19 protein-coding genes are annotated in these 23,640 nt (G+C 56.8%); 12 read left to right on the top strand and 7 right to left on the bottom strand.

The window, feature by feature from the left end:
* Positions 1–115: 115 nt before the first annotated feature.
* Entirely contained in the window at positions 116–883 is a 768-nt protein-coding gene (locus tag ENTMO_RS0102650) for a DedA family protein (RefSeq protein ID WP_010427019.1), read from the bottom strand.
* 118 nt (positions 884–1,001) lie between these two features.
* Entirely contained in the window at positions 1,002–1,847 is an 846-nt protein-coding gene (araC, locus tag ENTMO_RS0102655; RefSeq protein WP_010427020.1) for an arabinose operon transcriptional regulator AraC, read from the bottom strand.
* Positions 1,848–2,183: 336 nt separating this feature from the next.
* Here araC and araB point away from each other — a divergent pair, with 336 nt between their 5' ends.
* The 6 genes from araB (at position 2,184) to rluA (ending at position 12,368) form a co-directional block, all read left to right on the top strand.
* A complete protein-coding gene (araB, locus tag ENTMO_RS0102660; protein ID WP_010427022.1) occupies positions 2,184–3,893 on the top strand; it encodes a ribulokinase in 1,710 nt (569 codons plus the stop codon).
* A 10-nt stretch (positions 3,894–3,903) separates the two neighbouring features.
* Positions 3,904–5,406 carry an L-arabinose isomerase gene (araA, locus tag ENTMO_RS0102665; RefSeq protein WP_010427023.1) on the top strand — a complete coding sequence of 501 codons (1,503 nt, stop codon included), beginning with the start codon at positions 3,904–3,906 and terminating at the stop codon, positions 5,404–5,406.
* A gap of 86 nt (positions 5,407–5,492) precedes the next feature.
* Positions 5,493–6,188, top strand: coding sequence for an L-ribulose-5-phosphate 4-epimerase (gene araD, locus ENTMO_RS0102670; RefSeq protein WP_010427025.1), 696 nt, complete (start codon positions 5,493–5,495; stop codon positions 6,186–6,188).
* A gap of 116 nt (positions 6,189–6,304) precedes the next feature.
* Positions 6,305–8,662, top strand: coding sequence for a DNA polymerase II (polB, locus tag ENTMO_RS0102675; protein WP_010427028.1), 2,358 nt, complete (start codon positions 6,305–6,307; stop codon positions 8,660–8,662).
* Between the two features lie 127 nt (positions 8,663–8,789).
* Entirely contained in the window at positions 8,790–11,696 is a 2,907-nt protein-coding gene (gene rapA, locus ENTMO_RS0102680; protein WP_010427030.1) for an RNA polymerase-associated protein RapA, read from the top strand.
* Between the two features lie 12 nt (positions 11,697–11,708).
* Positions 11,709–12,368: a bifunctional tRNA pseudouridine(32) synthase/23S rRNA pseudouridine(746) synthase RluA gene (gene rluA, locus ENTMO_RS0102685; protein WP_010427032.1), complete on the top strand. Its 660-nt coding sequence runs from the start codon at positions 11,709–11,711 to the stop codon at positions 12,366–12,368.
* A 32-nt stretch (positions 12,369–12,400) separates the two neighbouring features.
* Here rluA and djlA read toward each other — a convergent pair whose 3' ends face one another.
* Positions 12,401–13,216, bottom strand: a complete 816-nt coding sequence (djlA, locus tag ENTMO_RS0102690; RefSeq protein ID WP_010427034.1) for a co-chaperone DjlA — start codon at positions 13,214–13,216, stop codon at positions 12,401–12,403.
* 240 nt (positions 13,217–13,456) lie between these two features.
* On the opposite strand from djlA, the gene lptD reads away from it, so the two are divergent.
* Genes lptD through apaH form a run of 6 tightly spaced genes read left to right on the top strand, consistent with a single transcriptional unit; the run spans position 13,457 to position 20,186 of the window.
* Entirely contained in the window at positions 13,457–15,808 is a 2,352-nt protein-coding gene (gene lptD / locus ENTMO_RS0102695) for an LPS assembly protein LptD (RefSeq protein ID WP_010427036.1), read from the top strand.
* Between the two features lie 53 nt (positions 15,809–15,861).
* Complete coding sequence (gene surA, locus ENTMO_RS0102700) at positions 15,862–17,148, top strand: peptidylprolyl isomerase SurA (RefSeq protein ID WP_010427038.1); 1,287 nt, start codon at positions 15,862–15,864, stop codon at positions 17,146–17,148.
* Complete coding sequence (pdxA, locus tag ENTMO_RS0102705; protein WP_010427041.1) at positions 17,148–18,134, top strand: 4-hydroxythreonine-4-phosphate dehydrogenase PdxA; 987 nt, start codon at positions 17,148–17,150, stop codon at positions 18,132–18,134. The genes surA and pdxA overlap by 1 nt, the downstream gene beginning before the upstream one ends.
* A complete protein-coding gene (gene rsmA / locus ENTMO_RS0102710) occupies positions 18,131–18,952 on the top strand; it encodes a 16S rRNA (adenine(1518)-N(6)/adenine(1519)-N(6))-dimethyltransferase RsmA (RefSeq protein ID WP_010427042.1) in 822 nt (273 codons plus the stop codon). Before pdxA ends, rsmA begins: the two co-directional genes overlap by 4 nt.
* Positions 18,953–18,955: 3 nt before the next feature.
* Positions 18,956–19,333: a Co2+/Mg2+ efflux protein ApaG gene (gene apaG, locus ENTMO_RS0102715; RefSeq protein WP_010427043.1), complete on the top strand. Its 378-nt coding sequence runs from the start codon at positions 18,956–18,958 to the stop codon at positions 19,331–19,333.
* A 4-nt stretch (positions 19,334–19,337) separates the two neighbouring features.
* Positions 19,338–20,186, top strand: coding sequence for a bis(5'-nucleosyl)-tetraphosphatase (symmetrical) ApaH (gene apaH / locus ENTMO_RS0102720; protein WP_029484936.1), 849 nt, complete (start codon positions 19,338–19,340; stop codon positions 20,184–20,186).
* Positions 20,187–20,283: 97 nt separating this feature from the next.
* Here the strand turns inward: apaH and folA are convergent, their stop codons facing one another.
* From folA to ENTMO_RS0102740, 4 genes are all read right to left on the bottom strand, one after another.
* Positions 20,284–20,763, bottom strand: coding sequence for a type 3 dihydrofolate reductase (folA, locus tag ENTMO_RS0102725; protein ID WP_003856431.1), 480 nt, complete (start codon positions 20,761–20,763; stop codon positions 20,284–20,286).
* A 114-nt stretch (positions 20,764–20,877) separates the two neighbouring features.
* Complete coding sequence (gene kefC, locus ENTMO_RS0102730) at positions 20,878–22,743, bottom strand: glutathione-regulated potassium-efflux system protein KefC (RefSeq protein WP_010427045.1); 1,866 nt, start codon at positions 22,741–22,743, stop codon at positions 20,878–20,880.
* Positions 22,736–23,266 carry a glutathione-regulated potassium-efflux system oxidoreductase KefF gene (gene kefF, locus ENTMO_RS0102735; protein WP_010427046.1) on the bottom strand — a complete coding sequence of 177 codons (531 nt, stop codon included), beginning with the start codon at positions 23,264–23,266 and terminating at the stop codon, positions 22,736–22,738. The genes kefC and kefF overlap by 8 nt, the downstream gene beginning before the upstream one ends.
* A 103-nt stretch (positions 23,267–23,369) precedes the next feature.
* The gene (locus ENTMO_RS0102740; RefSeq protein WP_010427047.1) at positions 23,370–23,603 is read right to left on the bottom strand and encodes a YgdI/YgdR family lipoprotein; all 234 of its coding nucleotides are present in this window, start codon (positions 23,601–23,603) and stop codon (positions 23,370–23,372) included.
* Positions 23,604–23,640: the final 37 nt, after the last annotated feature.

Genomic DNA, 23,640 nt, shown 5'->3' on the forward strand with positions numbered 1-23,640 from the left:
CCCTGGCCCTCTCCCACAGGGAGAGGGTACAAACATCAAAAACGGCAACCCGTTGCCGTTTTGCTTCTACCTTGTGCGCTCTGATGCCCTCTCCCACCGGGAGAGGGAAAACATCTTAACGGCTCACCACTTTTAATAAAATCTCGCCATACACCGGCATCAGCGGGTGGCGGATCAGCGCCACCAGCGCCACGACAGCCACACCCAGCGTCAGCGGGGCCAGCCAGAGCAGGCGAGTGCGCGGGAGATAACGCGTCAGGCGATCGACGTTGGCTTTCGCGCTGCGCCAAAGCCGCCAGCAGAGCCAGACCGCCAGCCACAGCAGTACCGCCGTGCCCAGCAGCAGCCACTTAAACTCGCCGCTTTGCATTCCGTCAGGAATATCAATTGCCGCTCCGGCCAGGATGCCGGGCAGGAAGTAAAACGGCGGCCAGAAGACACAGCCGATAATGTTCGGCACCACGAATTTCGCAACGGGCAGATCCAGCATCCCCGCCACCATTGGCACCAGCGGACGCGTTGGCCCGACAAAGCGGCCGACGAGGATGGTGAACATGCTGTGCTGATGCAGCGCGTGCTCGGTTTTATCCAGCAGCGCCTTGTTCTTTTTCATAAATGACCAACGGTGCAGCGGCTTTTTAAAGCGCCAGCCCAGCCAGAAGGAGATCCAGTCGCCCAGCAAACAGCCGACGATACCGGCCATCCATGCCTGCCAGAAATTAACCTCACCGCTGCCGATAAGTGCGCCAAGCCCCGCCATCATCACGGTGCCGGGCAGGATCAGCCCAACCAGCGCCAGCGATTCCAGAAACGCCACCAGCGCCACGGCGATGAGCGAGTACATAACGGACTGGGTAATAAAGTGTTCCAGCAATGCCTGCATAACTATTCCGGTCAGAAAACGAATCAGCGATTCTGCTTAGCGCCCCGCACCGCGTCAAGGCATCAATTGTCTGAATAGTTTACAAGATGCTCCTGAAGTTCACCTGAATGTTTACCGTTTATTCACATCCCGCACGGAATTCGCTCGGGCTGGCCCCGGTGCATTTTTTAAATACGCGAGAGAAATAGAGCTGATCTTCGAAGCCCACGTTGCGCCCCCCGGTGGCAATAGGCATTCGGGTGGTGCTGAGTAGCAGCTTCGCCTGGCTGATGCGCTGATCTTCGCGCCAGCTCAGCACGCTCACGCCAAGCTGCTGGCGGAACAGATGCGACAGGCGCGAAGGCGACAGGCAAACGTGCTGGGCGACGCTGGCAATATCAAACTGGCTGTCGGCCAGATGATCACTGATGTACTGGCAGGCGTCGCGGACGCGGTTATCCAGCGGCGGGTTAAGCGATTCATTGATCGCTTCCATCCGGCGCAGCAGCACCTGTTCAAGCAGGTTAATCGCCAGCAGTTCGGCGTAGCGTCCGCCCGCCTGTCCCGCCTCAATAATCTGGGCAAACAGCTCGCGAAACTGCGACAGATGCGCCTCATCCGGGCGATAAAAGCCGGTATGCGCAAAAATGGCGGGCCACGAAAGCCCCTCCTGCCAATAGGCGCGCGGGCGGAAGTAGACCCACTGGTGATACCACTCTTTGGCATCCGGGTGGCGGCCGTAGTGGTGGATCTCCCCAGGCGGGAACAGCAGCATATCGCCGGGGCGGCAGATAAACTGCTGATCGCCGTTTTTGATGACCCCTTCACCGCGCACGGTGAGGTTCAAAATATACCCTTTCATTCCGAGCGGTCGGTCGACATAGAAATCGAGATAGCCCTCAGCCTCAATGGGCGTCAACCCTGCCACCAGGTGAGCATTAAACGAGTAGCCCGGCAGCAGGGGATCATTTTGCGGTTCAGCCATAATTTCAATACTCCCAACGGTCCTGAAGGAAACCAATTGTCCATATCGTTAAAAGCAGTATAAAAATGGCCCGCAAAAAGATCCAAAAAGCATTATGTCTCTTTTACGTCCGCCATGTTTCAGCCTTTCTCTCTGATTTCTCCGCCAGTATGAGCAGATAAGCAGTAACAAAAGTGTCTATAAGCGCGGCAGAAATGTCCACATTGAATATTTGCACGGCGTCACACTTTCAATCGTAACAGCAATTTAGTCCATAAGATTAGCGGATCCTGCCTGACGATTTTCGCCCCCAGTCTCTAATGTTCTTCCATACCTGTTTTTTGATGGAGCAACACCATGGCAATTGCGATTGGCCTCGATTTTGGCAGCGATTCGGTTCGCGCGCTGGCAGTGGACTGTACGTCCGGCCAGGAGATAGCAACCAGCGTTGAGTGGTACCCGCGCTGGCAAGAGGGGCGCTACTGCGATGCGCCAAACAACCAGTTCCGCCACCACCCGCGTGACTATATCGAGTCGATGGAAGCGGCAATCAAAACCGTCCTGGCTGAACTGACGGACGCCCAGCGGGCGGAGATTGTCGGGATTGGCGTCGACAGCACCGGCTCAACGCCTGCCCCGGTGGATGCCGAAGGCCGCGTGCTGGCGCTGCGCCCGGAGTTCGCCGACAACCCGAACGCCATGTTCGTGCTGTGGAAAGACCACACCGCCGTGGAAGAGGCTGAAGCCATCACGCGCCTGTGCCATCAGCCAGGCAAAACCGACTACTCGCGCTACATCGGCGGGATTTATTCCAGTGAATGGTTCTGGGCCAAGATCCTCCACGTTCCCCGCGCCGACGCCTCCGTTGCGCCGGCAGCCGCATCGTGGATTGAGCTGTGCGACTGGGTGCCTGCCCTGCTCTCCGGCACCACGCGTCCACAGGATATCCGCCGCGGCCGCTGCAGCGCCGGGCATAAATCGTTATGGCATGAAAGCTGGGGCGGCCTGCCTCCAGCCGCGTTCTTCGATGAGCTCGACCCGATTATCAACAAGAACCTGACATATCCGCTGTTTACCGACACCTTTACCGCCGATATTCCGGTCGGCACGCTCTGCGAAGAGTGGGCGAAACGTCTGGGCCTGCCGCAGAACGTGGCGATCTCCGGCGGTGCCTTTGACTGCCATATGGGCGCCGTGGGCGCAGGTGCACAGCCTAATACGCTGGTGAAAGTTATCGGCACCTCCACCTGCGACATTCTGACGGCGGATAAAGCCACCGTCGGCGACCGCGCGGTGAAGGGCATCTGCGGCCAGGTTGACGGCAGCGTGGTGCCGGACTTTATCGGCCTCGAAGCCGGTCAGTCCGCGTTTGGCGATATCTACGCCTGGTTTGGCCGCGTGCTGGGCTGGCCGCTGGACCAGCTGGCGGCGGCGCATCCTGAACTGAAAACCCAGATAGCCGACAGCAAAAAGCAGCTTCTGCCGCAGCTCACCGAAGCCTGGGCGAAAAATCCCTCACTCGATCACCTCCCGGTGGTGCTGGCCTGGTTTAACGGTCGTCGCACGCCGTTCGCCAACCAGCGTCTGAAAGGGGTGATCGCGGATCTCAACCTGGCAACCGACGCGCCTGCGTTGTTCGGCGGCCTGATTGCCGCAACGGCCTTCGGCGCCCGCGCCATTATGGAGTGCTTTACCGAGCAGGGCATCGACGTGGACAACGTGATGGCGCTGGGCGGCATCGCCCGTAAAAACCCGGTGATCATGCAGGCCTGCTGCGACGTGCTGAACCGTCCGCTGCAGATTGTAGCCTCCGATCAATGCTGTGCCCTGGGCGCGGCGATTTTTGCCGCCGTGGCCGCAGGCGTCCATGCCGACATCCCGACCGCGCAGCAGCATATGGCGAGTGCCGTCGAAAACACTCTTCAGCCGCGTGCCCAGCAGGCGCAACGCTTCGAGCAGCTTTATCAGCGCTACCAGCAATGGGCAAAAAGCGCCGAACTTCACTATCTCCCTGTCGCCGCCCCGGCTAAAAGCACCGCGGACACTACGGCAACCCTGACCCATTAAGGACACGATGATGACCATTTTTAATAACTATGAAGTGTGGTTTGTGATTGGCAGCCAGCATCTGTACGGACCGGAAGCGCTGCAGCAGGTGACGAAACATGCGGAGCACGTGGTTAACGCGCTGAACGCGGAAGCTAAACTGCCGTGCAAACTGGTGCTGAAACCGCTGGGCACCACGCCGGACGAAATCACTCACATCTGCCGCGACGCCAACTACGACGATAAATGCGCCGGTCTGGTGGTGTGGCTGCACACCTTCTCGCCAGCAAAAATGTGGATCAACGGTCTGTCTATCCTCAACAAACCGCTGCTGCAGTTCCATACCCAGTTCAACGCCTCCCTGCCGTGGGACAGCATCGACATGGACTTTATGAACCTGAACCAGACCGCGCACGGCGGCCGCGAGTTCGGCTTCATCGGCGCGCGTATGCGTCAGCAGCACGCGGTGGTCACCGGCCACTGGCAGGATGGCAAGGCGCAACAACGTATCGGCTCCTGGATGCGTCAGGCGGTCTCTAAGCAGGACACCCGCCACCTGAAAGTGGTGCGTTTTGGTGACACCATGCGTGAAGTTGCGGTCACCGACGGCGATAAAGTGGCCGCGCAGATCAAGTTTGGTTTCTCCGTGAATACCTGGGCCGTGGGCGACCTGGTGCAGGTGGTAAATGAAATCAGCGATGGCGACGTAAGCGCGCTGGTGGACGAGTACGAAAGCAGCTACCGCCTGACGCCTGCGGCACAAATCAACGGCGACAAGCGCCAGAACGTGCTGGACGCGGCGCGCATCGAGCTGGGCATGAAGCGCTTCCTGGAACAGGGCGGCTTCCACGCGTTTACCACCACCTTTGAAGACCTCCACGGCCTGAAACAGCTGCCGGGTCTGGCGGTACAACGTCTGATGCAACAGGGCTACGGCTTTGCGGGCGAAGGCGACTGGAAAACTGCCGCTCTGCTTCGCATCATGAAGGTGATGTCGACCGGTCTGCAGGGCGGCACCTCCTTTATGGAGGACTACACCTACCACTTCGAAAACGGCAACGACCTGGTGCTCGGCTCCCACATGCTGGAAGTGTGTCCAACAATCGCCGTCGAAGAGAAACCGATCCTCGACGTGCAGTATCTCGGCATCGGTGGTAAAGCCGATCCAGCGCGTCTGATCTTCAACACCCGCACCGGCCCGGCCATCAACGCCAGCCTGATCGACCTCGGCGATCGTTTCCGCCTGCTGGTGAACTGCGTCGATGCGGTTGAAACCCCACATTCTCTGCCGAAACTGCCGGTCGCCAACGCCCTGTGGAAAGCACAGCCTGACCTGCCAACCGCCTCAGAGGCCTGGATCCTGGCCGGCGGCGCGCACCATACGGTGTTCAGCCACGCGCTGGATCTGAACGATATGCGTCAGTTTGCGGAACTGCACGATATCGAACTGACCGTCATTGATAACGATACCCGCCTGCCCGCCTTCAAGGACGCGCTGCGCTGGAACGAAGTCTATTACGGTTCAAAACGCTAAGCCCTGAATGCCCGGTGGCACTGCGTTTACCGGGCCTACGGCTCCGTAGGCCGGATAAGCGAAGCGCCATCCGGCAGGAGACTATAATGTTAGACGATCTCAAACGTCAGGTGCTCGAAGCCAACCTGGCGCTGCCGAAACATAACCTGGTGACCCTGACCTGGGGCAACGTCAGCGCCGCTGACCGGGAAAAAGGCGTGTTCGTGATCAAGCCTTCCGGCGTGGATTACGCGGTAATGACCGCAGAAGACATGGTGGTGGTCAGTATCGAAACGGGTGAAGTGGTGGAAGGCAGCAAAAAGCCCTCCTCCGACACGCCCACCCACCGCCTGCTGTATCAGGCATTCCCGACCATCGGCGGCATTGTGCATACCCATTCGCGCCATGCCACTATTTGGGCGCAGGCGGGCCAGTCCATCCCGGCGACCGGCACCACCCACGCGGACTACTTCTACGGCACCATTCCCTGCACGCGCCTGATGACCGATGCGGAGATTAACGGTGAGTACGAGTGGGAAACGGGTAACGTGATTGTTGAAACCTTCGAAAAACAGGGTATCGACGCGGCGCAAATGCCCGGCGTGCTGGTGCACTCCCACGGCCCGTTTGCCTGGGGTAAAAACGCGGAAGACGCGGTGCATAACGCCATCGTGCTCGAAGAGGTCGCCTATATGGGGATCTTCTGTCGACAGCTGGCACCGCAGTTGCCGGACATGCAGCAGACCCTGCTCGATAAGCATTATCTGCGCAAGCACGGCGCGAAAGCGTATTACGGGCAGTAGCTTGTAGGCCGGATAAGCGCAGCGTCATCCGGCAAAACAGACACTGTATAAAACCCCAGCAAACCCACCTCAACCAGGCTATAATCAGGCCTGGTTTTGTTTTCTGGGATAACAGCGTGGCGCAGGCGCAAGAAGGCTTTTTACTGACCCGACACTGGCGGGATACCCCTCAGGGCACCGAGGTCGCGTTCTGGCTGGCGACGGACAATGGCCCGCTGCAGGTTGTGCTGCCGCCGCAGGAATCCGTGGCTTTTATCCCAGAGCCTCACGTCGAAAAAGTGAAACAGCTACTGCGCGGAGAAAACGGCTGGCGTTTGACGCCGCTTGAACTGAAAGATTTCCATCGTCAGCCGGTCTTCGGCCTTTACTGCCGCGCCCATCGTCAATTAATGCGCTACGAAAAGCTGCTCCGCGAAGCGGGCGTGACGCTTTACGAAGCGGATATCCGCCCACCAGAACGCTTTCTGATGGAGCGGTTCATTACCGCCCCTGTCTGGGTTGATGGCATCGAACAAAACGGCAGCGTCGTGAATGCTCGCCTGAAACCTAACCCACACTATCGCCCGCCGCTGAAGTGGGCCTCCCTGGATATCGAAACCACCCGCCACGGCGAGCTTTACTGCATTGGCCTGGAAGGCTGCGGCGATCGGGTTGTCTATATGCTCGGGCCTCCGAATGGCGATGCGTCCGCGCTGGATTTCCGGCTTGAGTACGTCAACAGCCGCCCGCAGCTACTGGAGAAGCTTAACGAGTGGTTTGCCGACTATGATCCCGATGTTCTGATCGGCTGGAACGTGGTGCAGTTTGACCTGCGCGTGCTGCAGAAACACGCCGAGCGCTACCGCATCCCGCTGATGCTGGGGCGCGGAAACAGCGAGCTGGAATGGCGCGAGCACGGTTTTAAGAACGGTGTTTTCTTTGCACAGGCTAACGGTCGCCTGATTATTGACGGCATCGAGGCGCTTAAGTCCGCCTTCTGGAACTTCTCTTCATTCTCCCTTGAAGCGGTCGCACAGGAGCTGCTTGGCGAAGGCAAATCCATCGACAATCCCTGGGACCGAATGGACGAGATCGACCGGCGCTTTAACGAAGACAAACCGGCGCTCGCCACCTATAACCTGAAAGACTGCGAGCTGGTGACGCAGATTTTCCACAAAACCGAGATCATGCCGTTCCTGCTGGAGCGCGCGACGGTGAACGGACTTGCGGCTGACAGACACGGCGGCTCCGTGGCGGCCTTTAGTCACCTCTATTTTCCGCGAATGCACCGGGCAGGGTACGTTGCCCCCAACCTGGGGGACGTGCCGCCGCAGGCCAGTCCCGGCGGATACGTGATGGACTCCCGGCCAGGATTGTATGACTCGGTGCTGGTGCTGGATTACAAAAGCCTCTACCCGTCGATTATCCGCACCTTCCTGATCGATCCCGTCGGGTTGGTTGAGGGCATGGCGCAGCCGGACGATGAACACAGCACCGAAGGCTTCCTCGGCGCACGCTTCTCGCGGGAAAAACACTGTCTGCCTGAAATCGTGGGCAACATCTGGCACGGCCGCGATGAGGCCAAGCGCCACGGCAATAAGCCCCTTTCTCAGGCGCTGAAAATCATCATGAACGCCTTTTACGGCGTGCTGGGCACCAGCGCCTGCCGCTTCTTCGACCCGCGACTGGCCTCCTCCATCACAATGCGCGGACACGAGATTATGCGCCAGACCAAAGCGCTGATTGAATCCCGGGGCTATGACGTTATTTATGGCGACACGGACTCCACCTTTGTGTGGTTGAAAGGCGCGCACTCAGAAGGCGACGCTGCCCGCATCGGCAAAGAGCTTGTGGCCTTTGTGAACGACTGGTGGGGCAAACATTTGCAAAAAGAGCGGTTAACCAGCGCGCTGGAGCTGGAGTTTGAAACCCATTTTGCCCGCTTTTTAATGCCCACCATTCGCGGCACCGATCAGGGCAGCAAGAAGCGCTACGCCGGGCTGATTCAGGAGGGCGACGCGCAGCGGATGGTCTTTAAAGGGCTGGAGACGGTGCGCACCGACTGGACGCCGCTGGCGCAGCAGTTCCAGCAAACCCTCTACCTGCGGGTGTTCCGCAATGAGCCGTATCAGGACTACATCCGCGAAACCATCGCCAGCCTGATGGCGGGCGAACTTGACGCCCAGCTGGTGTATCGCAAGCGCCTGCGCCGCCCGCTGGCGGAGTATCAGCGTAATGTGCCGCCCCATGTGCGCGCCGCACGACTGGCGGATGAAGAGAACGTGCGGCGGGGCCGCGCGCCGCAGTATCAAAACCGTGGCACAATCAAATATGTCTGGACCACCAGCGGCCCGGAACCGGTTGATTACCAGCAATCGCCGCTCGATTACGATCACTATCTGACGCGCCAGCTTCAGCCGGTCGCGGAGGGAATTTTGCCCTTCATCAATGATGATTTTGCTACACTAGTGACAGGGCAACTTGGCCTATTTTGACGCGTGACGAAATGGCTGCCATCCAGTACCATAGCGCCCTTTCCATTCCCGGACCCATTTTTCGATGACCGTCTTTTTGACGGTGGTTGAACTATTGCCTGCAATTAAAGATTAGAGCCGAACAACTATGCCTTTTACACTTGGTCAACGCTGGATCAGCGATACAGAAAGCGAACTTGGATTGGGAACCGTCGTTGCCGTCGATGCGCGCATGGTTACCCTCCTCTTTCCTGCCACCGGTGAAAACCGTCTGTACGCTCGCAATGACTCCCCTGTTACCCGCGTGATGTTCAATCCGGGCGACACCGTGACCAGCCATGACGGCTGGCAGCTCAAGATTGAAGACGTAAAAGAAGAGAATGGACTGCTCGCCTACATTGGTACTCGTCTTGATACAGATGAGGCCAATGTCATCCTGCGTGAAGTGCTGCTCGACAGCAAACTGGTGTTCAGTAAGCCGCAGGACCGCCTGTTTGCCGGGCAAATTGACCGTATGGATCGCTTCTCTCTGCGCTATCGCGCGCGTAAGTTCCAGAGCGAACAGTACCGCATGCCGTGGAGCGGCCTGCGCGGCCAGCGCACCAGCCTGATCCCTCACCAGCTGAACATCGCCCATGACGTGGGCCGTCGCCACGCGCCTCGCGTGCTGCTGGCCGACGAAGTGGGCCTGGGTAAAACCATCGAAGCGGGCATGATCCTGCACCAACAGCTGCTTTCTGGCGCTGCCGAGCGCGTGCTGATCGTGGTTCCGGAAACCCTGCAGCACCAGTGGCTGGTTGAGATGCTGCGCCGCTTCAACCTGCGCTTCTCCCTGTTCGACGACGAACGTTATGCCGAAGCGCAGCACGACGCCGACAACCCGTTTGAAACCGAACAGCTGGTCATCTGTTCGCTGGACTTCGTGCGCCGCAGCAAGCAGCGCCTGGAGCACCTGTGCGATGCCGAGTGGGACATTATGGTGGTCGACGAAGCGCACCACCTGGTCTGGAGCGAAGATGCGCCGAGCCGCGAATATATGGCTATCGAGCAGCTTGCCGAGCGCGTGCCTGGCGTTCTTCTGCTGACCGCAACGCCGGAGCAGCTGGGTCTTGAGAGTCACTTCGCCCGTCTGCGCCTGCTCGATCCAAACCGTTTTCACGATTTCGAGCAGTTTGTCGAAGAGCAGAAGAACTACCGCCCGGTTGCCGATGCCGTCGCCCTGCTGCTGGCGGGCAATCGTCTCTCTAACGATGAGCTGAACACCCTGAGCGATCTGATTGGCGAGCAGGATATCGAGCCGCTTCTGCAGGCTGCTAACAGCGACAGCGACAACGCGGAATCCGCGCGCAAAGAGCTGATCGACATGCTGATGGACCGCCACGGCACCAGCCGCGTGCTGTTCCGCAACACCCGTAACGGCGTCAAAGGTTTCCCGAAACGCGAACTGCATACGATTAAACTGCCGCTGCCGACGCAGTATCAGACGGCAATTAAAGTCTCCGGCATAATGGGCGCCCGCAAAACCCAGGAAGAGCGCGCCCGCGACATGCTTTATCCGGAACAAATCTACCAGGAATTTGAAGGTGATACCGGCACCTGGTGGAACTTTGACCCGCGCGTGGAGTGGCTGATGGGCTATCTGACAGCCCACCGCTCCCAGAAGGTGCTGGTGATCTGCGCCAAAGCGGCCACCGCGCTGCAGCTGGAGCAGGTCCTCCGCGAGCGTGAAGGTATTCGCGCTGCCGTGTTCCACGAAGGCATGTCCATCGTCGAGCGCGACCGTGCGGCAGCGTGGTTCGGGGAAGAGGACAGCGGTGCGCAGGTGCTGCTGTGCTCGGAGATCGGCTCTGAAGGCCGTAACTTCCAGTTCGCCAGCAACCTGGTGATGCTCGATCTGCCGTTTAACCCGGATCTCCTGGAGCAGCGTATCGGTCGTCTGGATCGTATCGGTCAGGCGCATGATATTCAGATCCACGTTCCTTACCTGGAAAAAACCGCGCAGTCCGTGCTGGTACGCTGGTTCCACGAAGGTCTGGATGCGTTTGAACATACCTGCCCGACGGGCCGCACGATTTACGATCAGGTACATGGCGATCTGATCGGCTACCTGGCCGCGCCGGAAAACGCGGAAGGGTTTGATGAGCTGATCAAGTCCTGTCGTGAGAAGCACGATGCGCTGAAAGCGCAGCTGGAGCAAGGCCGCGACCGCCTGCTGGAGATCCATTCCAACGGCGGCGAAAAAGCGCAGGCGCTGGCGGAAAGCATCGAAGAGCAGGATGACGACACCAGTTTAATCAGCTTCTCCATGAACCTGTTCGACATCGTCGGGATCAACCAGGACGATCGCGGCGAGAACATGATCGTCCTCACGCCATCGGATCATATGCTGGTTCCGGATTTCCCGGGCCTGCCGGAAGATGGCTGCACGATCACCTTCGAACGTGATGTGGCACTGTCTCGCGAAGACGCCCAGTTCATTACCTGGGAGCACCCGCTGATCCGCAACGGTTTGGATCTGATCCTCTCCGGCGATACCGGCAGCAGCACCATCTCCCTGTTGAAAAACAAGGCGCTGCCAGTGGGCACCCTGCTGGTCGAACTGATCTACGTTGTGGAAGCGCAGGCGCCAAAACAGCTGCAGCTTACCCGATTCCTGCCGCCGACACCGGTGCGTCTGCTGCTGGATAAAAACGGTACTAACCTGGCCGCGCAGGTCGAGTTCGAGAGCTTCAACCGTCAGCTGAGCGCGGTTAACCGTCACACCGGCAGCAAGCTGGTCAACGCCGTTCAGCAGGACGTGCATGCTATTCTGCAACTGGGTGAAACCCAGGTTGAAAAAGCAGCTCGTGAATTGATTGATGCGGCACGCAGCGAAGCCGACGAGAAGCTCTCAGCAGAGCTTTCGCGTCTGGAAGCGTTAAAAGCGGTTAACCCGAACATTCGTGACGATGAACTGGCGGCGATTGAAAGCAATCGTCAGCAGGTGCTTGAGAGCCTGGATCAGGCAAGCTGGCGTCTGGACGCCCTGCGTCTCATCGTTGTGACGCATCAGTAAACGGAGCACAAGATGGTGATGGAGCCCTACAATCCCCCTCAGCATCCCTGGCTGGTCATCCTTTATCAGGATGAGCACATTATGGTGGTCAACAAGCCAAGCGGCCTGTTGTCCGTGCCGGGGCGTCTGGACGAGCACAAAGACAGCGTGATGACGCGTATTCAGCGCGATTATCCGCAGGCGGAGTCCGTGCATCGCCTCGACATGGCCACCAGCGGCGTGATTGTGGTGGCTCTGCATAAAGAAGCGGAACGCGAGCTGAAACGGCAGTTCCGCGAGCGCGAACCGAAAAAGCAGTACGTCGCGCGCGTCTGGGGCCATCCGGCAAGCGAAGAGGGTCTGGTCGATTTACCGCTGATCTGCGACTGGCCGAACCGGCCAAAGCAGAAGGTGTGCTATGAAACCGGCAAGGCGGCGCAAACCGAGTATGAAGTGCTGGAGTACGCGCCGGATAACACCGCGCGCGTCCTGCTTAAGCCGATTACCGGGCGCTCTCACCAGCTGCGCGTACATATGCTCGCCCTGGGCCACCCGATTCTGGGAGACCGGTTTTACGCGCCGCCAGAAGCACTGGCGCTGGCTCCGCGCCTGCTGCTGCATGCGCAGACCCTCACCATTACCCATCCGGTTTTTGGCAATGCGATGACCTTTAAGGCACCGGTGGACTTCTAAAAAAATGGCCCGATATCATCGGGCCATTTTTTTTATTTAAAACCTTTTTGCTCTTTTATCAGCTCATAGGCTTTCTGAATTTCCTGCGCTTTCTGCTTCGCCATCTCCATCATCTCTGGCGGTAAACCTTTCGCGACCAGCTTGTCCGGATGATGCTCGCTCATAAGCTTACGATAGGCACGCTTGATCGTGGTCTGATCGTCAGAAGGCTTTACGCCAAGCACGTTGCAGGCATCTTCCAGCGTCGGGCCACGCTGCGTCTGCTGCCAGCCGCCGCCGGAGGATTGCTGCTGGTAACCCCCGCCAAACTGCGCGCCACCCTGCATCATGCGCAGGAACTGGTCGAACTGCATGCGGGAGATCCCCAGCTCTTCAGCAATGACGTATAAAACGTCCCGCTCATTGGGATGAAGGGAGCCATCGGCGAAGGCCGCCTGCATTTGAATCTCCAGAAACATCCGAATTAAATCAAAACGTCCGAAGCAGATGCTGCGGAACTGACGCATTTTTTCACGCAGCGGATAGTTATCCGCTTTACCGATACGAAACGCATTTTGCGCTGCCACGCGAGATTCACCGTGCAGATTCATGCGATCCATGAATACGCTGGCAATCTGAATATCGGCTTCGGTGACGCGCCCTTTTGATTTGGTTAAATGCCCCATCACCTCAAAGGTGGTGGAGAAAAAGAGCGACTGACGCTCGCGCTGGTTGGCGAACCAGGCCATTTTGCGGCTGCGTGCCTTATCAAACATATGGCCGATAATAAGGCCCAGTACCACGCCCCAAAAGCCAGCGCCCATGATTAATGCGAACGCAACGCCGATGATTTTACCCCAATACTGCATATACTCCCCGAATAGTCATGTTCCTGGTTCGACGCAACGCCATCATTACAGTGGTCGCGCCACGGTCAATTGAGGGACATCGCCTATAATTTGCATTATCATACTCGTCATTCGATAGCGAGCCTAACACTCTGGCACGCAAACGGGCAGGATTAACGCTGGTACTGCGCTGATGAGTAAGATAGTCTCTGAGCGTTTGTAAGCCGTAGCCACTGATGACGGAACAATAAAATACAACGTATGAAAAACCGTATCCCCACCCTCCTGGCCACAATGATTGGCGCCGCTCTGTACAGCCAACAGGGGCTGGCAGCCGATCTCGCCTCGCAATGTATGCTTGGCGTCCCAAGTTACGATCGTCCACTGGTTGAGGGCGATACGAATGACTTGCCGGTTACCATCAATGCCGACAGTGCGAAAGGTAATTATCCTGACAATGCCACCTTTACGGGCAATGTCGATATTAACCAGGGCAACAGCCGTCTGCAGGCAGATGAAGTGCAATTGCATCAGAAGCAACCAGAAGGTGCGGCTGCGCCAGTACGTACGGTGGATGCGCTGGGTAATGTGCACTATGACGACAACCAGGTCATCCTGAAAGGTCCGAAAGCCTGGTCAAATCTGAATACAAAAGATACCAACGTCTGGGAGGGTGATTACCAGATGGTGGGTCGTCAGGGGCGCGGTAAAGCTGACCTGATGAAACAGCGCGGTGAAAACCGCTATACGATTCTGGAAAACGGTTCCTTCACCTCCTGTCTGCCGGGCTCGAATACCTGGAGCGTGGTGGGCAGTGAAGTTATTCACGATCGTGAAGAACAGGTCGCGGAGATCTGGAACGCCCGCTTTAAGCTCGGCCCGGTCCCTGTTTTCTACAGCCCTTACCTGCAGCTTCCCGTAGGCGACAAACGACGTTCCGGTTTCCTGATCCCGAATGCCAAATACAGCACCCCAAACTACTTTGAGTTCTACCTGCCGTATTACTGGAATATCGCGCCAAACATGGATGCTACGATCACGCCGCACTATATCCATAAGCGCGGTAACATCATGTGGGAAAACGAGTTCCGCTATCTGACCAAAGCGGGTGCCGGTTTGATGGAGTTTGATTATCTGCCATCGGACAAAGTCTTTCAGGACGAGCACCCCACAGAAGGTGATAAACACCGTTGGCTGTTTTACTGGCAGCATGCAGGTGTGATGGATAAGGTCTGGCGTTTTAACGTCAACTATACCAAAGTCAGTGACCCTTATTACAACAATGACTTTGATTCTAAATACAGTTCAAGTACTGATGGCTATGCCACGCAAATTTTCAGCGCGGGCTATGCTATTGAGAACTTTAACGCCACGGTATCGACTAAACAGTTCCAGGTCTTTAACACCCAAACGACAAGTACCTACGGTGCTGAACCGCAACTGGACGTCAACTGGTATCAGAACGATGTCGGTCCTTTCGACACCCGCGTCTACGCCCAGGCGGTGCACTTCGTCAACACCAACTCGGATATGCCAGAGGCTACGCGTCTTCACCTCGAACCAACCATTAACTTACCTTTGTCGAACGACTGGGCAAGCCTGAACACCGAAGCCAAACTGATGGCGACGCATTACCAGCAGAAAAATGTCGACTGGTACAACAATCGCTATGGCACCGATCTTGACGAATCGGTAAACCGTACGCTTCCTCAGTTCAAGATGGACGGGAAGCTGATTTTCGAACGTGATATGGGCCTGCTGTCTGATGGGTATACCCAGACGCTTGAGCCGCGTATGCAGTATCTCTATGTGCCTTATCGCGATCAGAGCAAAATTCAGAACTACGACTCCTCTTTCCTGCAGTCTGACTACAGCGGCCTGTTCCGTGACCGGACCTATGGGGGTCTCGACCGTATTGCGTCCGCTAACCAGTTAACGACCGGCGTCACAACGCGCGTTTATGATGAATCTGCCGTTGAACGTTTTAACGTTTCTGTTGGTCAAATCTACTATTTCACCGAGTCTCGTACCGGTGATGACGACATTAACTGGGAGAAAGACAACAAAACGGGTTCACTGGTGTGGGCAGGTGATACCTACTGGCGCATGACCGATCGTTGGGGTCTTCGCGGTGGTGTTCAGTACGACACTCGACTGGATAACATCGCGACGGGCAGTGCTGCCATTGAATACCGTCGTGATGAAGACCGTATGGTGCAGTTGACGTACCGTTATGCCAGCCCGGAATATATTCAGGCGACATTGCCGAACTACGCCAATGCTGACCAGTACAAAGATGGTATTTCGCAGGTGGGTGGCGCCGCGAGCTGGCCAATCGCCGATCGTTGGTCAATCGTCGGAGCCTACTACTATGACACGAATGCCCAAAAACCCGCTGACCAGATGCTAGGTCTGCAATATAACTCCTGCTGTTACGCGCTGCGTGTCGGCTACGAACGCAAACTTAACGGCTGGGATACTCAAAACAGTCAGGGCAAATACGATAACGTGATTGGCTTTAATGTCGAGCTGCGCGGCCTGAGTTCCAACTACGGTCTGGGCACACAGCAGATGCTGCGCTCGAACATTCTGCCTTACCGCAGTTCCTTGTAATGTGCTTGATTTGCAACATAATCCGCTTTGCGGTTAATTGAAATGGAAAAAGTATGAAGAACTGGAAAACGCTGCTGCTCGGTGTCGCCATGGTTGCGAATACTAGCTTCGCGGCACCCCAGGTTGTTGATAAAGTCGCCGCTGTGGTTAACAACGGCGTCGTGCTTGAAAGTGACATTGACGGTTTAATGCAGTCTGTAAAGCTCAATTCGGGCCAGGCAGGTCAGCAGCTTCCGGATGACGCAACGCTGCGCCACCAGATCCTGGAACGTCTGATCATGGATCAGATCGTCCTGCAGATGGGTCAAAAAATGGGTGTGAAGGTTTCTGACGAGCAGCTCGATCAGGCGATCACGAACATTGCGAAACAGAACAACATGCCCCTGGACCAGATGCGCAGCCGTCTGGCCTATGATGGCATCAGCTACGCCACTTACCGTAATCAGATCCGTAAAGAGATGCTGATTTCAGAAGTGCGTAACAACGAAGTGCGTCGCCGCGTCACCATCCTGCCTCAGGAAGTGGACGCGCTGGCTAAGCAGGTGGGTAACCAGAACGATGCCAGCACCGAACTGAACCTGAGCCACATTTTGATCCCGCTTCCGGAAAACCCAACCTCCGATCAGGCGGCTGAAGCGGAAAGCCAGGCGCGTTCTATCGTTGAGCAGGCGCGTAACGGCGGTGACTTTGGCAAGCTGGCCATCACCTATTCCGCTGACCAGCAGGCGCTGCAAGGCGGCCAGATGGGCTGGGGCCGTATTCAGGAACTGCCATCCCTCTTTGCCCAGGCGCTGAGCACGGCGAAGAAAGGGGACATCGTCGGTCCAATCCGTTCAGGTGTTGGCTTCCACATTCTGAAAGTGAACGATCTGCGCGGTCAAAGCCAGAGCATTTCCGTCACGGAAGTTCACGCTCGCCACATTCTGCTGAAACCGTCTCCGATCATGACTGACGATCAGGCGCGTGCGAAGCTGGAACAGATTGCAGCTGACATCAAGAGCGGCAAAACCTCCTTTGCGAATGCGGCAAAAGAGTTCTCTCAGGATCCAGGCTCTGCTAACCAGGGTGGCGATCTGGGCTGGGCTGCGGCCGATATCTACGATCCGGCTTTCCGCGACGCGTTGACGAGAATGAGCAAAGGTCAGCTGAGCGCACCTGTGCACTCTTCCTTCGGCTGGCATCTAATTGAACTGATGGATACCCGCAACGTCGATAAAACCGATGCGGCCCAGAAAGACAGAGCCTACCGTATGCTGTTCAACCGCAAATTCTCTGAAGAAGCGGCAACCTGGATGCAGGAACAACGCGCCAGCGCTTACGTGAAAGTGCTGAGCAACTGATGAAACAGCATCGTGTTGTGATCACGCCCGGCGAGCCCGCCGGGATTGGGCCTGACCTCGTCGTCCAGCTCGCCCAGCGCAGCTGGCCGGTGGAACTGGTTGTCTGCGCAGATGCAACACTGTTACAAGACCGGGCAACATTGCTCGGTCTGCCTTTAACGCTCCTCCCTTATGTTGAAGGCCAGCAGCCCGCTCCGCAGCAAGCGGGCACCCTCACGCTTCTGTCGGTTCCTCTTCGCACCCCTGCCGTCCCCGGTCAACTCAGCACTGAAAACGGGCGCTACGTTGTCGAGACGCTGGCGCGCGCCTGCGACGGCTGCCTGAACGGCGAGTTCGCGGCGCTGATCACCGGTCCGGTGCATAAAGGCGTTATCAACGACGCGGGAATCCCCTTTACCGGACACACCGAGTTCTTTGAAGAACGTTCGCACAGTCCGAAAGTGGTGATGATGCTGGCGACGGAAGAGATGCGTGTCGCGCTGGTGACAACCCATCTGCCCATCAAAGCCATTCCTGATGCCATCACCCCTGAACTCCTGCGCGAGATCATCGGGATTTTGCATCACGATCTGCAGACGAAATTTGGCATCCCGCAGCCGCACGTGCTGGTTTGTGGCCTGAATCCGCATGCTGGCGAAGGCGGACACATGGGCACCGAAGAGATCGACACCATCATTCCGGTACTCAACGAAATGCGGGAAAAAGGGATGAACCTCAGCGGGCCACTGCCTGCAGACACCCTTTTCCAGCCCAAATACCTGGATAATGCCGACGCCGTGCTCGCGATGTACCACGATCAGGGCCTCCCCGTGCTAAAATACCAGGGCTTTGGCCGCGGCGTGAATATCACCCTCGGTTTACCCTTTATTCGAACGTCCGTTGACCACGGTACTGCGCTGGATCTGGCAGGCCAGGGGAAAGCGGATGTCGGCAGTTTTATTACGGCGCTTAATCTCGCCATCAAAATGATTGTTAATACTCAATGACTAATCGAGTCCATCAGGGCCACTTAGCCCGTAAACGTTTCGGGCAAAACTTCCTTAACGATCAGTTCGTGATCGAAAGCATTGTCTCGGCTATTAATCCGCAAAAAGGTCAGGCGATGGTCGAAATCGGCCCGGGCCTTGCCGCACTGACCGAGCCAGTAGGCGAACGCCTTGACGAACTCACGGTTATCGAGCTGGACCGCGATCTGGCCGCACGCCTGCAAACGCATCCGTTCCTCGGGCCGAAGTTGACCATTTATCAGCAGGATGCCATGACCATGAACTTTGGCGAACTGTCAGAGAAAATGGGCCAGCCGCTGCGCGTGTTCGGTAACCTGCCGTACAACATTTCCACCCCGCTGATGTTCCACCTGTTTAGCTATACTGATGCCATTGCCGACATGCACTTCATGTTGCAAAAAGAGGTTGTTAACCGTCTGGTTGCAGGCCCGAACAGTAAAGCGTATGGTCGTTTAAGCGTGATGGCACAATATTACTGCAACGTGATCCCGGTACTCGAAGTACCGCCGTCAGCGTTCACACCGCCACCGAAAGTAGACTCTGCGGTTGTGCGCCTTGTGCCGCACAAAACGAAACCGTACCCGGTGAAAGATCTGCGTGTACTGAGCCGCGTCACCACCGAGGCCTTTAACCAGCGTCGTAAAACGATCCGTAACAGCCTGAGCAACTCATTTACCGTTGAGGTGTTAGCCGAGCTGGGGATCGACCCGGCAATGCGAGCGGAGAACATTTCCGTAGAGCAGTACTGCAAGCTGGCTAATTACATCAGCGAAAATGCGCCGCCGAAGGAGAGTTAAGCCATGATTGATTCGCCCCGCGTATGTGTCTATGTACAAAGCGTCTATGTTGAATCGCAGTCCTCACCGGATGAAGAACGTTTTGTCTTTGCTTACACCGTGACCATCCGCAATCTGGGGCGGATGCCCGTGCAGCTGCGCGGGCGCTATTGGCTTATCACGAACGGCAATGGTCGTGAAATTGAAGTCCAGGGCGAAGGCGTGGTGGGTGAACAACCGCATATCGCTCCTGGCGAAGAATATCAGTACACCAGCGGCGCGGTGATCGAAACGCCAATGGGTACCATGCAAGGCCATTATGAAATGGTCGACGTCGATGGCAATGGCTTCCGCGTTGCCATTCCCGTATTCCGTCTCGCCGTTACAACATTCATTCATTAATCCAATGTCTACATATCTGATTGGCGACGTTCACGGTTGCTACGATGAACTGATCGCATTATTAAAGCAGGTCGACTTTACGCCAGGACAGGACATGCTGTGGCTGACGGGCGATTTAGTGGCGCGTGGCCCGGGCTCCCTTGAGGTTTTACGTTTTGTTAAATCACTGGGTGACAGCGTGCGCATGGTTTTGGGCAATCACGATCTGCATCTGCTGGCGGTATTCGCCGGGATCAGCCGCAATAAACCGAAAGATCGTATTACCCCCCTGCTTGAAGCACCGGACGCAGACGATCTGATCAACTGGCTGCGTCGTCAGCCGCTGCTGCAGATCGATGAAGAGAAAAAGCTGGTCATGGCCCATGCAGGGATCACGCCACAATGGGATCTCGAGACGGCAAAAGCCTGCGCGCGCGATGTTGAGGCGGTGCTGGCAAGCGACTCGTATCCTTTCTTCCTCGATGCCATGTACGGTGATATGCCGAACCACTGGAGCGAGGATCTCAGCGGTCTGGCCCGTCTGCGTTTTATCACCAACGCCTTCACCCGCATGCGTTTCTGCTTCCCGAACGGACAGCTGGACATGTATTCCAAAGAGACACCGGAAAGCGCGCCTGCACCGCTGAAACCGTGGTTTGCCATTCCGGGACCGGTGACAAGCGAGTACAGCGTCGTGTTTGGTCACTGGGCGGCGCTGGAAGGTAAAGGGACGCCGGAGGGGATCTACGGTCTTGATACCGGATGCTGCTGGGGTGGGGAGTTAACCTGCTTACGGTGGGAAGATAAAACGTACTTCGTACAGCCGTCCAACCGACAGCTGGACTTAGGAGAAGGTGAGGCTGTCGCCTCCTGATAATTGCCCCTCACCCCAAGGGGGCGAGGGGGAAAAGACCGCACCGAACAGTCCCCTCTCCCCTTTGGGGAGAGGGTTAGGGTGAGGGGGACATCACTTAACGACGTTCCAGAATCTCGAAGCAGTAGCTATGTGAGTTCTGTGCATCCGCGTCGTGGAATTCGCTGAATACCGATTCCCACTCGTCCGGATCGTAATCCGGGAAATGGGTATCCCCTTCCACTTCCGCATCAATGTGGGTCAGATACAATTTCTGCGCTTTCGGCAGGAACTGCTCATACACACGTCCGCCGCCGATCACCATGATCTCTTCAGCATCACCACAGGCGGCAATCGCTTCATCAACGGATTTCACCCACTGCACGCGATCGTCAGTGCCTGGCTGGCTACTGATCACAATATTCTTACGGCCCGGTAATGGACGACCAATCGACTCCCAGGTCAGGCGGCCCATCACTACCGGCTTGTTTAACGTCGTACGTTTAAACCATGCGAGATCGGCAGGCAGGTTCCACGGCATGGCATTTTCCATGCCGATAACGCGGTCTACCGCCAGCGCTGCAATCAGACTGATCATTGAAAATTTCCCGGATGCAAAAAATTGCCGCCACTATACGGAAAGCTTAATCTTTCGTCGACTGGCGGCAGGGTAAAGAAACAGAAATTTTTTAATATTCCTGGCAACTCCACTTCACGCGGACGGTTTACTTTCCGGTTCATCCTGAGGATCCCCGGTGTGCTTGCCCTCTTCCGTTCCCTGCCAACCGTGACGCTGGGTAAGCGACAGGTGATTGCGGTCCTCGTTAATAATTTCAGTCAGCATCGCGCTGGTACGTTTAAACACGGCTGCCCGGTCTGAAGCCGTGCTGCTCGCCATCTCCACCATCTCCTCGACCATTCCGGTGTTAAAGCGGCGGAACAGATCGGCACGCTCACGCGCCTCATACGCCCCCAGCCCCAGGCTTTCCAGCGCCATTCGACCAGATTTAAGCGCACCTTCGAAGGTTTCACGCTCCGGCGCTACGACGCCAGCCTGTCGCAGCTGGATGTAGTGATCCACATCGCGCGCGCGGGAGATAATCGTCAGGTCAGGGAAATGCTCTTTGACCAGCTCAACCAGCTGCAGACTGGTTTGCGGATCGTCAATGGCGTTGATCAGCACCTCGGCTTTCGCAGCCCCGGCCGACTCCAGCAAATCGACGCGGGTAGCATCACCATAGAATACTTTCATATCGAATTTACGCAGGGTTTCTACGTGGTCAGGATCGTGATCGAGAATGACCATTTTAACGCCGCTGGAGAGCAGCAAACGGCCGGTGATCTGCCCGAAGCGCCCAAACCCGGCGACGATCACCCGCGGCTGTTCTTCGTCGATCTCATCGGCTTCACGCCCCTGTTCGCTGTCCGATTTTTCCAGACGCGTCAGCAGCACCAGAAGGATAGGCGTGGCGGCCATCGATAATGCCACGGCCAGCGTTAACGCTTTGGCCCACTCGGGATCGAGCACCTTCGCCATCTGCGCTGCACCAAACACCACAAATGCGAATTCACTCCCCTGTCCCAGCAGCGCGGCAAACCAGAGACGTTGTTTACCTGGCACCTTCAGCGGACGGGCAACCAGCCACAGTACCGCCATTTTAATGACCAGGAAACCCACCAGCAGGATAACAATCCGCAGCGGATGCGTGGCCAGCGTGCCGAAGTCGACGGACATCCCGACGCCGATGAAAAACAGCCCCAGCAGCAAGCCTTTAAACGGCTCGATATCGCTTTCCAGCGCGTGGCGGTATTCGGAGCTTGCCAGCAGAACGCCTGCCAGGAAGGCGCCCATTGCCATCGACAGCCCGGCTTCTTCCAGCAGCAGACCGAAGCCAAACACCAGGAATAACGCAACGGCACTGAACACTTCGCGCAGGCCCGAGCGCGCAACAAAGCGCAGCAGTGGACGGGTGACGTATCGGCCAAGCAGGACCACCAGCATCAGAGCACCGACGACTTTCAGCGCCGAAAGTGCAAATGCGCCAAGCGTCGTTGATGCTCCGCTGGCGGCCAGCAGCGGGATCATCGCCACCAGCGGGATGGCGGCAATGTCCTGGAACAGCAGCACCGAGAACGCGCTGCGGCCCATCTGGGAGACCGTAAGGTTACGCTCATTCATCGCCTGCATGGCAATGGCCGTTGAGGAGAGCGCCAGCGTCATGCCGATGAGCTCTGCCACTTTCCAGTCCATTCCCAGCAGGATACAGAACCCGCCCAACAGCAGGCCGCAGGCCACCATTTGCAACGCGCCACCGCCAAATACCGAGGCGCGAAGCTTCCACAAGCGCTGCGGATCCAGTTCCAGACCAATCACAAACAGCATCAGCACCACGCCAATTTCAGCGAAATGCAGTATCGCTTCAGCATCGGTGACCAGACGAAGGCCCCACGGTCCAATCACGCACCCGGCAATCAGATAGCCGAGCACTGACCCCAGCCCCAGTCGAACCGCCACAGGGACAATCAGTGCCGCCGCGCCGAGATAAATCAGTGCCTGTATCAGCGTATGGCTATCCATTGTGCGTCTCCTGCCACTCAAGTAAGCGTTGTTTGTAGTGGCGAGCCTGTGCCTGCAAGGTTTCATCGTCGCAAATAAAGGTACAGTGCATCGCAAAAGGAGGCAGCCAGTTCAAGCCACAATAGAGCGCGGTCGCCTGTAGCGGCTGCGCCAGCACCTCAAAGCCGGGGAAGGAGCCGATATCAAAGTGGCTTTCACCGCCGCCGGTCGTCACGGCCCACATCAGGCTTTTCCCCTTCAGCGCATGACCGTTATGACCATATGCCCAACCGTGAGAGAAGACTTTATCGATCCACAGCTTCAACAGCGGAGGCGTGCTGTACCACTGCATTGGATGCTGCCAGATAATCAGATCGGCACGAGAAAGCGCCTCCTGTTCGGCGGCGATATCGATATTAAAATCGGGATAGAGTTGATAGAGGGAACGTATCTCTACGTTATCAAGCGTCCTTACCTGCTCAAGCATCCGCTTATTCGCATGCGAGTGCTGCGGATAGGGGTGCGCGTAAATTATGAGTATCATTGATTAGCCTGTTGTTACTGCTTTCTTTTAACAAAAGAGTGTAGTCAGTAATTCAACAGGCTAATAGTGAATATTATTGACGGGCTTACGTCAGAATTCTGAATTAGTTATCCAGTTCGCCCATGGATTTCACCTGGTCGCGGTTAATCTGCTCGGTTTGACCGGTTTCGGCGTTTTTATACGACACCAGACCGGTATCATCATCCACCTGCGGTTTACCGTCGGTGACGATGGTGCGGCCGTCGGTGGTTTTAACTGCCTGATTAGACGAACAGCCCGCAACGGTAAACATTGCAGTGGCAGCCAGAACGGAAGCGATCAGTAGTTTATTTTGCATGGTGTTTTCCCCTGCTCTCAGTTGAATTTCGTTATCG

The sequence above is a fragment of the Enterobacter mori LMG 25706 genome (assembly GCF_000211415.1).
Taxonomy (GTDB): Bacteria; Pseudomonadota; Gammaproteobacteria; order Enterobacterales; family Enterobacteriaceae; genus Enterobacter; species Enterobacter mori.

Bases quoted from the DNA above. Each gene is read 5' to 3' on its own strand.
- ENTMO_RS0102650 (WP_010427019.1), bottom strand. From the start codon at position 883: ATGCAGGCATTGCTGGAACACTTTATTACCCAGTCCGTTATGTACTCG.
- araC (WP_010427020.1), bottom strand. From the start codon at position 1,847: ATGGCTGAACCGCAAAATGATCCCCTGCTGCCGGGCTACTCGTTTAAT.
- araB (WP_010427022.1), top strand. From the start codon at position 2,184: ATGGCAATTGCGATTGGCCTCGATTTTGGCAGCGATTCGGTTCGCGCG.
- araA (WP_010427023.1), top strand. From the start codon at position 3,904: ATGACCATTTTTAATAACTATGAAGTGTGGTTTGTGATTGGCAGCCAG.
- araD (WP_010427025.1), top strand. From the start codon at position 5,493: ATGTTAGACGATCTCAAACGTCAGGTGCTCGAAGCCAACCTGGCGCTG.
- rapA (WP_010427030.1), top strand. From the start codon at position 8,790: ATGCCTTTTACACTTGGTCAACGCTGGATCAGCGATACAGAAAGCGAA.
- rluA (WP_010427032.1), top strand. From the start codon at position 11,709: ATGGTGATGGAGCCCTACAATCCCCCTCAGCATCCCTGGCTGGTCATC.
- djlA (WP_010427034.1), bottom strand. From the start codon at position 13,216: ATGCAGTATTGGGGTAAAATCATCGGCGTTGCGTTCGCATTAATCATG.
- lptD (WP_010427036.1), top strand. From the start codon at position 13,457: ATGAAAAACCGTATCCCCACCCTCCTGGCCACAATGATTGGCGCCGCT.
- surA (WP_010427038.1), top strand. From the start codon at position 15,862: ATGAAGAACTGGAAAACGCTGCTGCTCGGTGTCGCCATGGTTGCGAAT.
- pdxA (WP_010427041.1), top strand. From the start codon at position 17,148: ATGAAACAGCATCGTGTTGTGATCACGCCCGGCGAGCCCGCCGGGATT.
- rsmA (WP_010427042.1), top strand. From the start codon at position 18,131: ATGACTAATCGAGTCCATCAGGGCCACTTAGCCCGTAAACGTTTCGGG.
- apaG (WP_010427043.1), top strand. From the start codon at position 18,956: ATGATTGATTCGCCCCGCGTATGTGTCTATGTACAAAGCGTCTATGTT.
- apaH (WP_029484936.1), top strand. From the start codon at position 19,338: ATGTCTACATATCTGATTGGCGACGTTCACGGTTGCTACGATGAACTG.
- folA (WP_003856431.1), bottom strand. From the start codon at position 20,763: ATGATCAGTCTGATTGCAGCGCTGGCGGTAGACCGCGTTATCGGCATG.
- kefC (WP_010427045.1), bottom strand. From the start codon at position 22,743: ATGGATAGCCATACGCTGATACAGGCACTGATTTATCTCGGCGCGGCG.
- kefF (WP_010427046.1), bottom strand. From the start codon at position 23,266: ATGATACTCATAATTTACGCGCACCCCTATCCGCAGCACTCGCATGCG.
- ENTMO_RS0102740 (WP_010427047.1), bottom strand. From the start codon at position 23,603: ATGCAAAATAAACTACTGATCGCTTCCGTTCTGGCTGCCACTGCAATG.